General features: G+C 69.8%; 12 protein-coding genes and 1 pseudogene. 7 read left to right on the top strand and 6 right to left on the bottom strand.

From position 1 onward, the window contains the following. Positions 1 to 888, bottom strand: a complete 888-nt coding sequence (locus tag QFZ74_RS08770; protein WP_307620232.1) for an alkaline phosphatase family protein — start codon at positions 886 to 888, stop codon at positions 1 to 3. A 293-nt stretch (positions 889 to 1,181) separates the two neighbouring features. Between QFZ74_RS08770 and QFZ74_RS08765 the strand changes: the two genes are divergently transcribed. Then, positions 1,182 to 4,181 carry a bifunctional [glutamine synthetase] adenylyltransferase/[glutamine synthetase]-adenylyl-L-tyrosine phosphorylase gene (locus QFZ74_RS08765; RefSeq protein WP_307620231.1) on the top strand — a complete coding sequence of 1,000 codons (3,000 nt, stop codon included), beginning with the start codon at positions 1,182 to 1,184 and terminating at the stop codon, positions 4,179 to 4,181. A 27-nt stretch (positions 4,182 to 4,208) separates the two neighbouring features. Here the strand turns inward: QFZ74_RS08765 and QFZ74_RS08760 are convergent, their stop codons facing one another. Both QFZ74_RS08760 and QFZ74_RS08755 read right to left on the bottom strand, forming a co-directional pair. Next, a complete protein-coding gene (locus tag QFZ74_RS08760) occupies positions 4,209 to 5,063 on the bottom strand; it encodes a phosphatase PAP2 family protein (RefSeq protein WP_307620230.1) in 855 nt (284 codons plus the stop codon). Between the two features lie 126 nt (positions 5,064 to 5,189). Further along, positions 5,190 to 6,314 (bottom strand): LacI family DNA-binding transcriptional regulator, encoded by a 1,125-nt coding sequence (locus QFZ74_RS08755; RefSeq protein WP_307620229.1) that lies wholly within the window; start codon positions 6,312 to 6,314, stop codon positions 5,190 to 5,192. A gap of 348 nt (positions 6,315 to 6,662) precedes the next feature. Here QFZ74_RS08755 and QFZ74_RS08750 point away from each other — a divergent pair, with 348 nt between their 5' ends. From QFZ74_RS08750 to QFZ74_RS08730, 5 genes are all read left to right on the top strand, one after another. Further along, complete coding sequence (locus tag QFZ74_RS08750) at positions 6,663 to 7,937, top strand: extracellular solute-binding protein (protein WP_307620228.1); 1,275 nt, start codon at positions 6,663 to 6,665, stop codon at positions 7,935 to 7,937. A gap of 157 nt (positions 7,938 to 8,094) precedes the next feature. Then, positions 8,095 to 9,102 carry a carbohydrate ABC transporter permease gene (locus QFZ74_RS08745; RefSeq protein ID WP_307620227.1) on the top strand — a complete coding sequence of 336 codons (1,008 nt, stop codon included), beginning with the start codon at positions 8,095 to 8,097 and terminating at the stop codon, positions 9,100 to 9,102. 13 nt (positions 9,103 to 9,115) lie between these two features. After that, on the top strand, positions 9,116 to 10,024 hold the full coding sequence (locus tag QFZ74_RS08740) for a sugar ABC transporter permease (RefSeq protein ID WP_307620226.1): 909 nt from the start codon (positions 9,116 to 9,118) through the stop codon (positions 10,022 to 10,024). Positions 10,025 to 10,114: 90 nt separating this feature from the next. Continuing rightward, positions 10,115 to 11,794, top strand: coding sequence for a glycoside hydrolase family 13 protein (locus QFZ74_RS08735; RefSeq protein WP_307620225.1), 1,680 nt, complete (start codon positions 10,115 to 10,117; stop codon positions 11,792 to 11,794). Between the two features lie 151 nt (positions 11,795 to 11,945). Further along, complete coding sequence (locus QFZ74_RS08730; RefSeq protein WP_307620224.1) at positions 11,946 to 13,319, top strand: alpha-amylase family protein; 1,374 nt, start codon at positions 11,946 to 11,948, stop codon at positions 13,317 to 13,319. 95 nt (positions 13,320 to 13,414) lie between these two features. Here QFZ74_RS08730 and QFZ74_RS08725 read toward each other — a convergent pair whose 3' ends face one another. Genes QFZ74_RS08725 through QFZ74_RS08715 form a run of 3 tightly spaced genes read right to left on the bottom strand, consistent with a single transcriptional unit; the run spans position 13,415 to position 16,022 of the window. Further along, positions 13,415 to 14,146: an ATP-binding cassette domain-containing protein gene (locus tag QFZ74_RS08725; RefSeq protein ID WP_307620223.1), complete on the bottom strand. Its 732-nt coding sequence runs from the start codon at positions 14,144 to 14,146 to the stop codon at positions 13,415 to 13,417. Continuing rightward, complete coding sequence (locus QFZ74_RS08720) at positions 14,143 to 14,739, bottom strand: hypothetical protein (protein WP_307624086.1); 597 nt, start codon at positions 14,737 to 14,739, stop codon at positions 14,143 to 14,145. Before QFZ74_RS08720 ends, QFZ74_RS08725 begins: the two co-directional genes overlap by 4 nt. Then, on the bottom strand, positions 14,739 to 16,022 hold the full coding sequence (locus QFZ74_RS08715; protein WP_307620222.1) for a hypothetical protein: 1,284 nt from the start codon (positions 16,020 to 16,022) through the stop codon (positions 14,739 to 14,741). The genes QFZ74_RS08720 and QFZ74_RS08715 overlap by 1 nt, the downstream gene beginning before the upstream one ends. 138 nt (positions 16,023 to 16,160) lie before the next feature. Between QFZ74_RS08715 and QFZ74_RS08710 the strand changes: the two are divergent. Further along, positions 16,161 to 16,432, top strand: a pseudogene (locus QFZ74_RS08710) (glycosidase); the annotation flags it as partial. Positions 16,433 to 16,621: the final 189 nt, after the last annotated feature.

The raw sequence follows: 16,621 nt of genomic DNA, 5'->3' as shown, positions 1-16,621 counted from the left end.
TCAGGGGGCCCAGATCCCCGTGATGTCCTGCGCGGAGGCCGCGTTGCCCGCGTGGCTCGTCAGGCCCTGCGTGTCCTCCAGGGTGCGCAGCAGGTCGTAGTGGTTGTACGTGGTCGCGCTGCTGGAGCCCGGCGTGACCGGCTGGCCGTACAGGACGGTCGGGATGCGGTTGCCGCTGAGCCGGTTGTCCTCGTCGAAGGTGACGACGAGCAGGCTGTTGTGGGTCTTGGCCCAGGTGGCGTAGGCGCCGAGGTTGTTCTTCAGCCAGGTGTCGCCGGTCGAGACCGAGCAGTCGTGCATGTCGCTGCACAGGTTGGGGACCACGAAGGACAGCTGGGGCAGCGTCGTGTAGTCCGTCGGGAACTGGGTGAACGTCTTCGCGCTCGACGTGGGCACGTTGCTGAAGCCGAACCACGGGTTGTGCTTGCGGGCATAGGTGCCGCTGCTGCACGTGGTCGAGCCCTGGCTGGGCAGCGTCTCGTTGTAGCTGGCCCAGGTGCGGCCGGCCGCGAGCTGCTCGGAGGCCAGGTTGGGGGCGGAGGAGAAGCCGGGCGTGTAGCAACTGTCGTCGGTGATGCCCTGGGTGGAGCCGGAGAACAGGGCGAAGTAGTTGGGCTGGCTGGGGTGGGTGATGCCGTAGGACTGGGTGAGGTTCGCCCCGCCGGTCTTCAGCGAGTTGATGTACGGGGCGCTGGAGGAGCCGATGACCTGGCTGTAGGCGTGGTTCTCGAAGACCACGACGACGACGTGGTCCGGGGACGGCACGGCGCCCGCGGCGTGCGCGGACTCACCGCCGAGCCCGGTCCACAGGCCGACGGCGGCCGCGGCGAAGGCCGACGCCGACGCCACGACGGCGCGGGCACGGCGGAACACGGAACTGCCTGACACAACAACCTCCGGTGAGGGAGCGGACGGGATGGACGCGGCGGCGCGGACAGAGCATGCCCACGTCAACATCACCCCACCCGACACCTTCGGGTCGGTCCGGTGAAAACGGCGTGAACTGCCGGACCCTGGGCGTGATTTCGGACGGCGCGCCGCCGTCCCGCGCAGCACGACACCGCTCCCCGGCAACGCCCCGCGGGCCAAGGCCGCAGGTGAGACGTACGACTCCGCGCCCCGCCCTCGCTCTGCGACTAGGCTCAGGCCAGGACGACCTTGATCCGAGGGGAGGCCGCCGGATGACGCCGGGGCGCAGGAGCAGTACCTTCACGCGGCTGCTGCGGCACGGTTTCACCGACCCGTCGGCCGCCGAGCGGCAGCTGGACAGCGCCGAACTCGTGCCCGTGCGCGACGACCCGGTGCTGCTGGAGGCGCTGGGCGCGACCGCCGACCCCGACCTCGCCCTGCACAGCCTCGTCCGGCTGCTGGAGGCCCAGCCCGACCACGCCGCCCACCGCGAGCTGCTCGACACCCTCGTCGCGGCCAAGCCGCTGCGCGACCGGCTGCTCGGGGTCCTCGGCGCCTCCGCCGCGCTCGGCGACCACCTCGCCCGCCATCCGCGGGACTGGGAGGAGCTCGTCACCTACGAACCGCAGGACCTGCACCCCGGAGTGGCGGAGTTCGAGCGGGGGCTGGCCGGCGCCACCGACCCCGTCTCCCTGCGCGTCGCCTACCGCCGCTGCCTGCTGTCCATCGCCGCCCGTGACGTGTGCGGCACCACCGACGTCGCCGAGACCGCCGCCGAACTGGCCGACCTCGCCACCGCCACCCTGCGCGCCGCCCTCCGTATCGCCTCCGCCGCCGCCCCCGAGGACGCCGCGGCGTGCCGGCTCGCGGTGATCGCGATGGGCAAGTGCGGCGGCCACGAGCTGAACTACGTCTCCGACGTCGACGTCATCTTCGTCGCGGAGGCGGCGGACGGTACCGACGAACAGAAGGCGCTGCGCGCCGCGACCCGGCTGGCCTCGCACATGATGCGGATCTGCTCGGAGACCACCGTCGAGGGCTCCATCTGGCCCGTCGACGCCAACCTCCGGCCCGAGGGCCGCAACGGCCCCCTCGTGCGCACGCTCAGCAGCCACCTCGCCTACTACCAGCGCTGGGCCAAGACCTGGGAGTTCCAGGCCCTGCTCAAGGCCCGGCCGGTCGCCGGGGACATGGCGCTGGGACAGGAGTACGTCGCCGCCGTCGAACCGCTCGTCTGGGAGGCCGCCGAGCGCGAGAACTTCGTCGCCGACGTGCAGCGCATGCGGCGCCGGGTCGTCGAGAACATCCCCGTCGCCGAGGTCGAGCGCGAGCTGAAGCTCGGGCCCGGCGGTCTGCGCGACGTCGAATTCGCCGTGCAGCTCCTGCAGTTGGTGCACGGCCGCGCCGACCGCACACTGCGCAGCCGTACCACGCTGGACGCCCTCCAGGCCCTGGCCGCCGGCGGCTACATCGGCCGCGCCGACGCCGTCCAGCTCGACCACGCCTACCGCTTCCTGCGCTCCATGGAGCACCGCATCCAGCTCCACCGGCTGCGCCGCACCCACCTCGTCCCCGAGGCCGAGGAGGACCTGCGCCGCCTCGGCCGCTCCCTGGGGCTGCGCACCGAGCCGGTGGCCGAGCTGATCCGCGAGTGGAAGCGGCACGCCGGGGTCGTACGACGGCTGCACGAGAAGCTGTTCTACCGGCCGCTGCTCGACGCCGTCGCCCAACTCGCGCCCGGCGAAGTCCGGTTGAGCGCCGAGGCGGCCCGCGAACGCCTGGTCGCCCTCGGCTACGCCGACCCGGCCGCCGCCCTGCGCCACATCGAGGCGCTCGCCTCCGGCGTCACCCGCAAGGCGGCCATCCAACGCACGCTGCTGCCCGTCCTGTTGGGCTGGTTCGCCGACTCGGCCGACCCGGACGCGGGCCTGCTGAACTTCCGCAAGGTCTCCGACGCCCTCGGCAAGACCCCTTGGTATCTCAGGCTGTTGCGGGACGAGGGAGCCGCCGCGCAGAACCTCGCCCGGGTCCTCTCGGCCGGACGCCTCGCCCCCGACCTGCTGATGCGCGCCCCCGAGGCGGTCGCCCTGCTCGGCGACGGCGACGGCGGCAAGGGCCACCTGGAGCCGCGCGACCGCGCCCAGCTGGACCAGGAGATCCTCGCCGCCGTCGGCCGCGCCAAGAACGCCGACCAGGCGGTCACCGCGATCCGCGGGGTCCGGCGCCGGGAGCTGTTCCGTACGGCCGCCGCCGCCATCGTCGACTCCTACGGCACCGAGACCAAGCCCGTCGAGGACAACCCGGCGGCGCTCGTCGACCGGGTCGGCGCGGCGGTCTCCGACATCACCGCGGCCACCCTCTCCGGCACCCTGCGGGCCGTGGTCCGCGAGGGCTGGGGCGACGAGCTGCCCACCAAGTTCGCGATCATCGGCATGGGCCGCTTCGGCGGACACGAACTGGGCTACGGCTCCGACGCCGACGTCCTGTTCGTGCACGAGCCGCGCGAGGGCGTCGACGAGCGCGTGGCCGCGGACGCCGCCAACAAGGTCGTCGCCGAGATGCGCCGGCTGCTCCAGATCCCGAGCACCGACCCGCCGCTGCTCATCGACGCCGACCTGCGCCCGGAGGGCAAGTCCGGCCCGCTGGTGCGCACCCTGAAGTCGTACGGGGCGTACTACCGCCGCTGGTCCCTGGTCTGGGAGTCCCAGGCGCTGCTGCGGGCCGAACCGGTCGCCGGCGACGAGGACCTCGGCCGCCGCTTCATCGACCTGATCGACCCGTTGCGCTATCCGGCGGAGGGGCTCGGCGAGGACGCCGTGCGCGAGATCCGGCGGCTGAAGGCCCGCATGGAGTCAGAGCGTCTCCCGCGCGGCGCCGACCCCAAGCTGCACACCAAGCTCGGCCCCGGCGGCCTGTCCGACGTCGAGTGGACGGTCCAGCTGCTCCAGCTCCAGCACGGCTGGGCCGAGCCCGGGCTGCGCACCACCGGCACCCGCGAGGCCCTCGCCGCCGCCTGCGCGGCCGGGCTGGTCTCCACCGAGGACGCCGAGACCCTGGACGAGGCCTGGGTGCTGGCCACCCGGGTGCGCAACGCCGTGATGCTGGTGCGCGGCCGGGCCGGCGACACCTTCCCCTCGCACGGCCGCGACCTGGCCGCCGTCGGCCGGTACCTCGGCTACGGCGCGGGCCACGTCGGCGACATGCTCGACGACTACCGCCGTACGACGCGGCGGGCGCGGGCGGTGGTGGAGGAACTCTTCTACGGCGCGTGAAGCCCGTATGCGCAGCTCGTACGGCCGCTACGCCTCACTCGGCAGCGGCGCCCGCGCCCGCGGCGCCAGCCGGGGCAGCGCGTAGGGCAGCGAGCCGTACCAGAGGCGGGCCAGGGCGAAGCCGAACGTGAGGCACAGGACGCCGCCGACCGCGTCCAGCCAGAAGTGGTTGGCCGTGGACACGATGACCAGCAGGGTGGTCGCCGGGTAGAGCAGGCCGAGGACGCGGACCCAGGGCACGGTGGTCAGGGCGAAGATGGTCAGCCCGCACCACAGGGACCAGCCGATGTGCATGGACGGCATCGCGGCGTACTGGTTGGACATGTGCTTCAGGTCGCCGGAGGCCATGGAGCCCCACGTGTGGTGGACCGACACCGTGTCGACGAAGCGGCGGCCGTTCATCAGCCGGGGCGGCGCGAGCGGGAACAGGTAGTAGCCGAGCAGGGCCACGCCCGTCGTCGCGAACAGCACCAGCCGGGTCGCCGCGTACCGGCCCGGATGCCAGCGGTACAGCCACACCAGCACCCCGATGGTCACCACGAAGTGCAGGGTGGCGTAGTAGTAGTTCATGCTCACGATCAGCCAAGTCACCGAGTTCACGGTGTGGTTGATCGAGACCTCGACGGCGATGCCCAGCTGGTGCTCCAGGCTCCAGAGCCAGTCGGCGTTGCGCAGCGCCCCGGCCTTCTGCTCCGGGACCGCGTTGCGGACCAGCGAGTACGTCCAGTAACTCGCCGCGATCAGGAGGATTTCGAACCACAAGCGGGGGCGCCCGGGACTGCGCAGCCGACGCACCAGACCCTGCTCGCCCTCGCCCGTGACAGGCTCCGGAACGGCCGTGTGTGCGCGACCTTCCTGCTCCGTCACGGTCGAGTCACTCATGGGCATGGCCTAGAGTCTGCCAGAAAAGCGTTCTCCAACAGATCATCCCAAGGTCGGCATCCGTTCGCATGTCCTACCGCTGCCGTGCGCCCGCCCCGAGGGCGCCCTCAGGACGCGAGGGAGGGCTCAGGGCCGGCCGCGTTCCCCGGGGGCCGAGGCCGTCGAGCCGCGGACCACCAGCTCCGGCATGAACACGAACTCGCTGTGCGGCGCGGGCGTGCCGCCGATCTCCTCCAGCAGCGTGCGCACCGCCGCCTGGCCCATGGCCGGCACCGGCTTGCGGACCGTCGTCAGCGGCGGGTCGGTGAACGCGATGAGCGGCGAGTCGTCGAAGCCCACCACCGAGACGTCCCGCGGGACTTCCAGCCCGCGCTGCCGGGCCGCCCGGATCGCGCCCAGCGCCATCATGTCGCTGGCGCACACGATCGCCGTGCAGTCCCGCTCGATCAGCGCCGTCGCCGCCGCCTGCCCGCCCTCCAGGGTGTAGAGGGAGTGCTGGACCAGGTCCGACTCGATCGTGTCCGCGCTGAGACCCAGCAGCTCCTGCATCGTCCGGACGAACCCCTCGATCTTCCGCTGGACGGGCACGAACCGCTTCGGGCCCAGCGCCAGGCCGATCCGGGTGTGGCCGAGGGAGGCCAGATGGGTGACCGCCAGGTGCATCGCCGCCCGGTCGTCGGGGGAGATGAACGGCGCCTGCACCTTCGGCGAGAAACCGTCGACCAGGACGAACGGCACGCCCCGCGCCCGCAGTCGCTCGTAGCGCTGCATGTCGGCGGTGGTGTCCGCGTGGAGCCCGGAGACGTAGATGATCCCGGCGACCCCGCGGTCGACCAGCATCTCGGTCAGCTCGTCCTCCGTCGACCCGCCCGGGGTCTGCGTGGCGAGCACCGGCGTGTAGCCCTGGCGGGTCAGCGCCTGGCCGATGACCTGGGCCAGCGCCGGGAAGATGGGGTTCTCCAGCTCCGGTGTTATCAGGCCCACCAGGCCCTCGCTGCGCTGCCGCAGCCGGACCGGGCGCTCGTAGCCGAGGACGTCCAGCGCGGCGAGCACGGACTGGCGGGTGGTGGCGGCGACGCCGGGCTTGCCGTTGAGGACGCGGCTGACGGTCGCCTCGCTCACGCCCGCCTGCGCGGCGATGTCGGCGAGCCGGGTCACGGCACCGGCCGTCGCCGGCCGCGGCCCGTCCTGCCCGCCGATCGGACGCCGTGCGCGCGCCGCCCCACGGCCCGCTGCGGGTTGCTGCGTCATCGCGCTCCCTCGTCGTTGTGGTCGGCCACGCGGCCGGTCGGCGTCCGCTCTGCAACGGATGATCCCGGCGGCGGAGTTGGTTGGCAAGAGCTTGCAGAGTCTTGCACAAGTGCGCCATCACCCGCTGAGCGGCCCCGCTGCCGGGTCGCGACAGGGTCGAGACCCGGTCACGACAGGGTAACTCTCGGGGCCTCTTGCACTTTTTTTCTGCAAGGTCTTTCGCAAGGCTTGCATCGCTGTTACGTTCCAGTCGCCCGGCGGCGGCAACGGCGCGGTCGGCAAAGTCGCAGGGGCGGCGGACGGGCCCGCCCCTTGCAGCACTCGGGCTTTCACCCTCAAGGAGAACTCATGCGGCGTGGCATAGCGTCCACCGCTCTGGTGGCGTCCCTCGCCCTCGCGGCGACGGCCTGCGGCGGCAGCGACAAGGGCGACGAGAAGTCGGACGGCCCGGTGACCATCACCTGGTGGGACACCACCAACGCCACCAATGAGGCACCGACGTACAAGGCCCTCGTCAAGCAGTTCGAGGCCGCCAACAAGAACATCAAGGTCAAGTACACCAACGTGCCCTTCGACCAGGCGCAGAACAAGTTCGACACGGCCGCCTCCTCCAAGGGCGCCCCGGACGTGCTGCGCTCCGAGGTCGGCTGGACCCCGGCCTTCGCCAAGAAGGGCTACTTCCTGCCGCTGGACGACACCGCCGCCCTCGCCGACAAGGACAAGTTCCAGCCCAACCTGATCAAGCAGGCCCAGTACCAGGGCAAGACGTACGGCGTGCCGATCGTCACCGACACCCTCGCACTCGTCTACAACAAGGCCCTGTTCAAGAAGGCCGGCATCGACGCAGCGCCCAAGACCTGGGCCGAGCTGAAGTCGGACGCGGCGAAGGTGAAGGCCAAGACCGGCGTCGACGGCTACTGGGGCTCCACCCAGGCCTACTACGCGCAGAGCTTCCTCTACGGCGAGGGCACCGACACCGTCGACGCCGCCGCCAAGAAGATCACCGTCGCCTCGCCCGCCGCCAAGAAGGCCTACGGCACCTGGCTCGGCCTGTTCTCCGGCAAGGGCCTGCACAAGGCCGACGCCACCGCGGACGCCTACGCCCACATCCAGGACGCGTTCGTCAGCGGCAAGGTCGCCTCGATCGTCCAGGGCCCCTGGGAGATCACCAACTTCTACAAGGGCTCGGCCTTCAAGGACAAGGCCAACCTCGGCATCGCGACCGTCCCGGCGGGCTCCAGCGGCAAGGCGGGCGCCCCGACCGGCGGCCACAACCTGTCCGTGTACGCCGGCTCCGACAAGGCGCACCAAGAAGCGGCCCTGAAGTTCGTGCAGTTCATGACCTCGGCGAAGTCGCAGGAGACCGTCGCCCTGAAGAACTCCACGCTGCCCACCCGCGACGACGCCTACACCGCCCAGGTCAAGGCCGACCCGGGTATCGCCGGCTACCAGTCCGTGCTGCCCGCCGCCCAGCCGCGCCCGGCGCTGCCCGAGTACAGCTCCCTGTGGGGCCCGCTGGACACCGAGCTGCCCAAGATCGCCGGTGGCAAGGAGTCCCTGGACAAGGGCCTGGACAACGCGGAGATCGCGTTCACCAAGCTGGTCCCGGACTTCAGCAAGTAAGCCCCGTATGGCCGCCGGATCTCCCGACATGGGGGGAGGGATCCGGCGGCCATCGGCCTGTGCCCGGCCCGCCGCGGCTCACCGACCGGCCCACGGCTCACCGCCCGAATCTCACGTTTCCGCCTGATCCGCAGACCTTTGAGAAGGTTGTCGAACCATGACAGTCGCCATCGACCGCGCGACCGGCCAGCGCCGCGGTGACCGCACGCCCCGGCCCGGGCCGGCCCTGCGCCTCAAGCACAGCGTCCAGAAGTACTGGTACGCCTACGCGATGATCACCCCCGTGGCCGTCGTGCTCGGCGTCCTCGTGGTCTACCCCCTGGTGTACGGCTTCTATCTGACGCTCACCGACGCCAACAGCCTCAACACCGCGCGCACGATCGGCGTCAACCACATCGACGCGACGTACAGGTTCATCGGGCTGGACAACTACCAGGACATCCTGTTCGGCCCGGCGTCCTACGACCGCTTCTGGTCGCACTTCCTCTGGACGATCGTGTGGACGGCGGTCGGCGTCGCCCTGCACTACACCATCGGGCTCTGCCTCGCCCTGCTGCTCAACCAGGACTTCCGCGGCCGCACGCTGTACCGCCTGATCCTCGTGCTGCCCTGGGCGGTGCCCACCTTCGTCACCGTCTTCGGCTGGCGGTTCATGCTCGCCGACACCGGCATCGTCAACACCGCGCTGCACGCCCTCCATCTGCCCGAGCCGCAGTGGCTCGAGGACGTGTTCTGGCAGCGGTTCGCCGCGATCATGGTCAACGCCTGGGTGGGTGTGCCGTTCATGATGGTCTCGCTGCTCGGCGGGCTGCAGTCCATCGACACCTCGCTGTACGAGGCCGCCGAGATGGACGGCGCGAGCGCCTGGCAGCGGTTCCGCTACGTCACCCTGCCGGGCCTCAGGTCCGTCAGCTCCACCGTCGTACTCCTCGGCGTCATCTGGACCTTCAACCAGTTCGCCATCATCTTCCTGCTGTTCGGCGCCCACAGCTCGCCCGACGCCCAGATCCTCGTCACCTGGGCCTACTACCTGGGCTTCGGACAGCAGCCGCGTGACTTCGCCCAGTCCGCCGCCTACGGCATGCTGCTGCTGGCCATCCTGGTCGTCTTCACCTCCTTCTACCGCCGCTGGCTGAACCGCAACGACCAGCAGCTCGCGATCTGAGGCAGGAGTTCCCATGAGCACGACGACCACCGCCCTGACCTCCGCCCCGACCGCCGAGGCCCCCGCACGCCCCGCCGAGCGCCGCAGCCGGCGCGGCGCGAGCGGCCCCCTCGCCTCCGCCGCCCGCCACACCGTGCTGACCGCGGCGAGCCTGATCGCGTTCTTCCCGGTCGGCTGGCTGATCTATCTGTCCCTCGGCCCGGACAAGGACGACTACCTCCACCCGGGCGCCATCTGGGACAAGATGACGCTGGACAACTACACCTTCGTCCTCGGGCACACCAGCTTCCTCGACTGGCTGAAGAGCACGCTGATCGTCGTCCTCGGCACCACCGCCGTCGGCGTGCTGATCGCCGCCACCACCGGTTACGCGGTCTCCCGCATGCGCTTCCCCGGCTACAAGAAGTTCATGTGGGTCCTGCTGGTCACCCAGATGTTCCCGATCGCCGTACTGATCGTGCCGATGTACCAGATCATGTCGGACCTGGGCCTCGTCGACACCTACCTCGGCCTCGTCCTGGTCAACTCCTCGACGATCGTGCCGTACTGCGCGTGGCTGCTGAAGGGCTACTTCGACACCATCCCCTTCGAGATCGACGAGGCCGGCCGGGTCGACGGGCTCAGCCCCTTCGGCACCTTCCTGCGGCTGATCCTGCCGCTCGCCAAGCCCGGGCTCGCGGTCGCCGCCTTCTACTCCTTCATCACGGCCTTCGGCGAGGTCGCCTTCGCCTCGACGTTCATGCTGAGCGACGACAAGTACACCTTCGCCGTCGGTCTGCAGAGCTTCATCAGCGAGCACGACGCGCAGCGCAACCTGATGTGCGCCACCGCGGTGCTGATCGCGATACCCGTCGCCGTCTTCTTCTACCTCGTCCAGAAGAACCTGGTGACCGGTCTCACCGCGGGTGGCACGAAGGGCTGACCCGCCCGCCCCGAAGCTCCGGCGCAGGGCTTCCGTGCGCCCGCCGCGCACCCTCCCAAGATCCGCACTCAGTCTCGTATCAAGGACGCCATGAGCCAGCACTCCGCCGACCCGGCCCCGAGCTCCGCCCTCGCCACCGTCGCCTCCCACCGCGACTGGTGGCGGGACGCGGTGATCTACCAGGTCTATCCGCGCAGCTTCGCCGACAGCGACGGCGACGGCATGGGAGACCTGGAAGGCGTACGTTCCCGACTCCCGTACCTGCGCGACCTCGGCGTGGACGCCGTGTGGCTCAGCCCGTTCTACGCCTCGCCGCAGGCCGACGCGGGCTACGACGTCGCCGACTACCGTGCCGTGGACCCGATGTTCGGCTCCCTGCTGGACGCCGACGCGCTGATCCGCGACGCGCACGCCCTCGGCCTCAGGATCATCGTCGACCTGGTCCCCAACCACTCCTCCGACCAGCACGAGTGGTTCAAGCGGGCGCTCGCCGAGGGCCCCGGATCACCGCTCAGGGAGCGCTACCACTTCCGCCCCGGCAAGGGGAAGAACGGCGAACTCCCGCCCAACGACTGGGAGTCCGTCTTCGGCGGCCCGGCCTGGACGCGGGTCACCGAACCCGACGGCACGCCCGGGGAGTGGTACCTGCACCTCTTCGCTCCCGAGCAGCCCGACTTCAACTGGGAACACCCGGCCGTCGGCGACGAGTTCCGCTCCATCCTGCGCTTCTGGCTGGACATGGGCGTGGACGGCTTCCGCGTCGACGTCGCCCACGGCCTCGTCAAGGCCGAGGGTCTGCCCGACCTCGGCGACCACGACCAGCTGAAGCTGCTGGGCAACGACGTGATGCCGTTCTTCGACCAGGACGGCGTGCACGCCATCTACCGGCAGTGGCGCACGATCCTCGACGAATACGCGGGCGACCGGATCTTCGTCGCCGAGGCCTGGACGCCCACCGTCGAGCGCACGGCCAACTACGTCCGCCCGGACGAGCTGCACCAGGCCTTCAACTTCCAGTACCTGAGCACCGACTGGGACGCCGAGGAGCTGAAGACCGTCATCGACCGCACTCTCGACGCCATGCGCCCGGTCGGCGCCCCGGCCACCTGGGTGCTGTCCAACCACGACGTCACCCGGCACTCCACCCGCTTCGCCAACCCGCCCGGCCTCGGCACCCAGATCCGCACCGCCGGAGACCGTGCGCTGGGTCTGCGCCGGGCGCGCGCCGCCACCCTCCTGATGCTCGCCCTGCCCGGATCGGCGTACGTCTACCAGGGCGAGGAACTCGGCCTGCCGGACGTCGTCGACCTGCCCGACGAGGTGCGCCAGGACCCGGCGTACTTCCGCGGCGCCGGCCAGGACGGCTTCCGCGACGGCTGCCGGGTGCCGATCCCGTGGACGCGCACCGGCTCCTCGTACGGCTTCGGCCCCGCCGGGAGCTGGCTGCCCCAGCCCCCGTCCTGGGGCGGGCTGAGCGTCGAGGCGCAGGAGGGCGTGTCCGGTTCGACGCTGGAGCTGTACCGGTCGGCGCTGCGCGTGCGCCGGGAGCAGCCCGACCTCGGCGCGGGCGACGCGGTCGAGTGGCTGCGCGCTCCGGAGGGCGTCCTCGCCTTCCGTCGCGGGGGGTTCGTGTGCGTGGCGAACACCTCGGGCGAGTCGGTGACCATCCCGGCGTACGGCGAGGTGCTGCTCGCCAGTGGTGAGCTGACCGAGGCCGACGGCGAGGCCAAGCTGACCGCCGACACGACGGTGTGGTGGACGACGGCCTGAGGCCCCGCCCGGGAAACTTCTCGGCTCAACTTCCCACGGCCCGCTGCCCTTTTGGGTGGCGGGCCCTTAACATCTGCGCTACCGCAAGGTTTCAGCAATCTTGCAGCAAGTCGACATCGCAGCAAGCCTTCAACGGCGAAGGAACCCCCACATGGCGCGCAGAACGCTCTCCGGGGTCACGGCCCTCGCGGCCGCGGCTCTTGTCATGAACCCGATTACCGCACACGCCTCCCCGCCGGGCACCAAGGACGTCACCGCCGTCCTCTTCGAGTGGAGCTACGCCTCGGTCGCCCGCGAGTGCGGCACCACCCTCGGCCCGGCCGGCTACGGCTACGTCCAGGTCTCACCGCCCGCCGAGCACATACAGGGCTCGCAGTGGTGGACGTCGTACCAGCCGGTCAGCTACAAGATCGCGGGCCGCCTGGGCAACCGCGCGGCCTTCCAGAACATGGTCAACTCCTGCCACGCCGCCGGGGTGAAGGTCGTCGCCGACACGGTCATCAACCACATGTCGGCGGGATCCGGCACCGGCACCGGCGGCTCGTCCTACACGAAGTACAACTACCCCGGCCTGTACTCCTCGCCCGACTTCGACGACTGCACGGCCCAGGTCTCCAACTACCAGGACCGCTTCAACGTCCAGCACTGCGAACTCGTGGGCCTGGCCGACCTGGACACCGGCGAGCCGTACGTCCGCCAGACCATCGCGGCCTACATGAACGACCTGCTCTCCCTGGGCGTGGACGGCTTCCGCATCGACGCGGCCAAGCACATCGACACGGCCGACCTCGCCAACATCAAGTCCCGCCTGACCAACCCGTCCGTCTACTGGAAGCAGGAGGTCATCTACGGCGCGGGCGAGGCGGTCCAGCCCACCGAGTACACGGCGAACGGCGACGTCCAGGAGTTCCGGTACGCCTACGACCTCAAGCGGGTCTTCAACACCGAGAAGCTCGCCTATCTGAACAACTTCGGTGAGCCGTGGGGCTACTTGGGCAGCTCGCAGGCCGGGGTGTTCGTCGACAACCACGACACCGAGCGCAACGGCAGCACGCTCAACTACAAGAGCGGCGCCACCTACACGCTGGCCAACGTCTTCATGCTGGCCTGGCCCTACGGCGCCCCGGACATCAACTCGGGCTACGAGTGGTCGGACGCCGACGCCGGTCCGCCCAACGGTGGCACCGTCAACGCCTGCTGGCAGGACGGCTGGAAGTGCCAGCACGCCTGGCCCGAGATCAAGTCCATGGTCGCCTTCCGCAACACCACCCGGGGCCAGGCGGTCACCAACTGGTGGGACGACGGCAACAATCTCATCGCCTTCGGCCGCGGCAGCAAGGGCTATGTGGTGATCAACCACGAGGGCACGGCGGCCAACCGCTCCTTCCAGACGTCGCTGCCCGCGGGCACCTACTGCGACGTGCAGGCGGGCCGGACCGTGACGGTGAACAGCACCGGCTGGTTCACGGCGTCGGTCGCGCCGAACACCGCGCTCGCCATCTATGCGGGGAAGTCGAGCTGTTAACCGGTAGTGAGCGTCCGAGGGGTGAGTCGCCCGCCAACGATACGCTCGTGGTCGCTCAAGGGCGTCTCGTCCATGACCGGGCTCGCCCGAACGGGTCAGGCCGACTCGAGTAGGGTCGTGTAAGCCCCTTCGGCAGCCCGGCCTTGCGCCGTACCGGGCGGAGTGTGGGCGAGGAACTCGCTGGTCGACCCGCTCTGCACGAGACGTCCGCCAACCAGAACGGACACGTGATCGGCCTCTTCGGCGAGGTCGGTCACGTCGTGCGTGGACAGCAGGATGCGGACCTCGCCCTTGACCGCGACAAGGAGATCGCGGAAAACCCGTCGCTGACGTGGGTCCATGCCGGCCGTGGGTTCATCCAGGAGGAGCACCCGCGCATCGTGGACCAGGGCACAGGCCACACCCACACGCCGCAGCTGGCCGCCCGAGAGCTGGCTGGTGCGGGTGTCAGCGTGCTCCGACATCTCGACGCGGGACAGCGCTCGAGGGGCGTTGTCCCAGGCGTCGTCCCTGCTCATTCCCTTCAACCAGCCCACGTAGGCGACGTACTCCCGTGCCGTGAGCGAGGGCAGGGGGGTGATGTTCTGCGGCATCCAGGCCACCGTCCGCCGGTAGTCCTTGCTCTTGGCGTCGAGTCCATCCCACGTCACGGTTCCCCGCTGGGGCGCGGTGACGGCAGCAGCCAGCTGCAACATCGTGGACTTGCCGGCCCCGTTCGGGCCGAGAAGGATGGTCAGTCCGTCCGGAAGGCGGTAGTCGAAGTCCTTCAGCACGGGAGCCCGCCGTCGGCCGTAGGCGAAGGTGCAGGAATTGAGAACAAGGGTCATGCGGCTCTCCGTACGAAGCGGTTCGGTGGAAGGAGGTGGGCACCAACGCCGACGGCGAGCATCAAGAGGGCTCCCGTAGAGGCGTACCAGGTGCCAGGCGGTTCGAGGAGTATGGTCCACGGGTACGGATCGCCAGCCGCCCTCATGCCGAAAAGCACGCTGATCAGCGGCCATAGTGCGGGAACGAGGACTGCGGATCTCCCGAAGAGAGCCCCGCACAACAGGGTGAGGCCGGCGAGGAAGGCTGTGTTGCGGCCCAGTGTCTCGGCCGATGCGGCCCCGGTGACCATGACGATCACCTCGCCCACGGCAAGCGCGAGTACCACCACGCCGAGTGTGAGCAGGACGTCGAAGAACCTGACGGGGCGGATTCCGGTGTTCTCGGCGGCGTCCAGCCGAGTGTGCAGACAGTCGAAGAGGACCGAGGTCAGGACGAGCGGAACAAGTGTGACAGCCTGCACGAGCTCAGAGCCGCCGGCCCAGATGGACGGCAGGAAGAGGGGGGTGTCCTGAACGATCGCCGCCAGAAGCGTGAACATCAGGAAGCCCAGGGGCAGTCGCGTGTGGGCGCGGCGGGCACGCAGCCACCACATCACGTTGTCTTCCCGTCTTCCTCGCACGCCTCCGCCACGGTCCTCTCGTACCAGCCGATTTGCTGTGCCCCGCTCAACTGCAGGACCTCTCCTACCTGGTCTTGGAGACGGCTGCGCTCCTGGGCTGTGAAATCGGGTTCGGAGCTGAGCCGTCTCAAGTAGGTGTCTGCCTCTCCGACTTTGAAGGACACCCAGTAGTACACCTGGCGGGCGGGACCGGTGGCGGGAGGGGCACATTCGAAACGCACCGCTTCGCGGGCGATCTGGTAGCGAACGGTGCCGGTCGCCTCGCCGACACTGAGTGGGACGGTCCAGTCGTCATCCGTGGACGGTTCGGGATACCGGATGCTGAGAGCAGTGTCTGTAATGGACGTGGGCTCGGCAGGCAGACCGGCTCGACGCAGGGTTTCCAGCGTCGTTTCCGCTTCCTCGGTGAGAGCGGATATGTGCTCGGCGCGCGCCTCAGGCAGACAGATGCGTGGGGACTGCCCGGCACAGGCGAGCATGCCGTGACCGGTGCTCCGTGGGCCTATGTAACTCCAGTTGCTGACCAAGGAGAACGATCCGAACGCGCAGGCGAAGAAGAGTGCTCCCGCGAGGGCTCCTCGCAGCCAGCGAGAAACAGGTGCCCAGAGCAGAGCCATGGCGCAGGCGGAGCCGACGGCGAGCAGGAGGGGGGCCGCGAGGGCTGCCGGGGTGGGCAGTTCGCCGAACATCATCTTTCCGGCGAAGAGGCCGGTGAGGTGCCGGGGCCACGGTATCGACAGTCCGGTGGACCAGCCGACGGCCAGGAAGTCGGTGACCGCGACGACGGGCACTACGGCGATGTGCTGAATGGCGGCTCCGACGGCGAATCCGACGATGGCGTGGGCGACGCAAAGCACCAGCGCGAAGGCCAGCAGCGTGAGGCCGGGCAGGTCGGGCGCAACCTGCTTTTGGACAAGGGCGCACAGCGTGGGAAGGGCGAGGATCAACCAGGCCAGTGCGACGACGGGAGACAGGTGCCGTGCGGCGATCGTGTAGCGGGATCGCACGGCCCCCAGCCTCCAGATTTCGGAGACCCCCAGCTTCCGCGCCTCCCACGCGGCGAGACCTGAGGCAAGCGCGAAGGCCACGGGCAGCAGGTTGCGCAGTACCGCGTCGACCACGGTGGCGGAGTAGCCCAGCGGATCGACGCGGAGGTCGTCACCGAGATCGGTGGCGTAGTAGGCGAACACGAGAAGCAGGGCGACGGGCGCGACCCGCAGCGCACTGCTGGACCTGATGAGTGTGAGGGGTTTCACTTCTTGGCTTCCTGGAGCGGTCCGAACAGGGGGCGTGGTGCGTCGCCGTCGGGTAAACAGCGAGTGCTTGTTTTGTCATGGTGCCGAGTTGGTCAGGTGCAGGGTAAGGGCGGCCTGGGTCCGCGGCGGTGTGGTCCATCGGTCTTCATGCTGGCCTGGCCGTACGGCGCCCCGGACATCAACTCCGGTTACGGGTGGTCGGACCCGGACGTTGGCCCACCCAACGGCGGTACGGTCAAAGCCTGTTGGGTGGGCGACTGGAAGTGCCGGCAGGCGTGGCCGGAGATCAAGTCCATGGTCGCCTTCCGCAACGCCACCCGCGGTCAGCCAGTGACCAACAGTGGGACAACGGCAACAACCTCATCACCTTCGGCCGCGGCAGCAAGGGCTACGTGGTGATCAGCCACGAGCCGAAGCTCTCGTAGGTCTGGAGGACGAGCTGATCGCGGTGTGGGACGGGAAACCCGCGTGGGGGTTCGGACGTGGTGGCCTACGCGGAGTGGACTGGCGTCCCGGTACGCGTGCTGTGGCCGGAGGGCGTCACCCACTGACCGCTGTTGCTTCGACTCCGCTTTGGAGTTGCGTGAAAGGTCTTGCTG

The sequence above is a fragment of the Streptomyces sp. V3I7 genome (assembly GCF_030817495.1).
Classification (GTDB): domain Bacteria; phylum Actinomycetota; class Actinomycetes; order Streptomycetales; family Streptomycetaceae; genus Streptomyces.
Note: the sequence above shows the minus strand (reverse complement) of the source record. Positions and strands in the feature narration are given on the sequence as shown.

Excerpts from the sequence above, each read along its gene's own strand:
- QFZ74_RS08765 (WP_307620231.1), top strand. The coding sequence starts at position 1,182 with ATGACGCCGGGGCGCAGGAGCAGTACCTTCACGCGGCTGCTGCGGCAC.
- QFZ74_RS08760 (WP_307620230.1), bottom strand. The coding sequence starts at position 5,063 with ATGAGTGACTCGACCGTGACGGAGCAGGAAGGTCGCGCACACACGGCC.
- QFZ74_RS08755 (WP_307620229.1), bottom strand. The coding sequence starts at position 6,314 with ATGACGCAGCAACCCGCAGCGGGCCGTGGGGCGGCGCGCGCACGGCGT.
- QFZ74_RS08750 (WP_307620228.1), top strand. The coding sequence starts at position 6,663 with ATGCGGCGTGGCATAGCGTCCACCGCTCTGGTGGCGTCCCTCGCCCTC.
- QFZ74_RS08745 (WP_307620227.1), top strand. The coding sequence starts at position 8,095 with ATGACAGTCGCCATCGACCGCGCGACCGGCCAGCGCCGCGGTGACCGC.
- QFZ74_RS08740 (WP_307620226.1), top strand. The coding sequence starts at position 9,116 with ATGAGCACGACGACCACCGCCCTGACCTCCGCCCCGACCGCCGAGGCC.
- QFZ74_RS08735 (WP_307620225.1), top strand. The coding sequence starts at position 10,115 with ATGAGCCAGCACTCCGCCGACCCGGCCCCGAGCTCCGCCCTCGCCACC.
- QFZ74_RS08730 (WP_307620224.1), top strand. The coding sequence starts at position 11,946 with ATGGCGCGCAGAACGCTCTCCGGGGTCACGGCCCTCGCGGCCGCGGCT.
- QFZ74_RS08725 (WP_307620223.1), bottom strand. The coding sequence starts at position 14,146 with ATGACCCTTGTTCTCAATTCCTGCACCTTCGCCTACGGCCGACGGCGG.
- QFZ74_RS08720 (WP_307624086.1), bottom strand. The coding sequence starts at position 14,739 with ATGTGGTGGCTGCGTGCCCGCCGCGCCCACACGCGACTGCCCCTGGGC.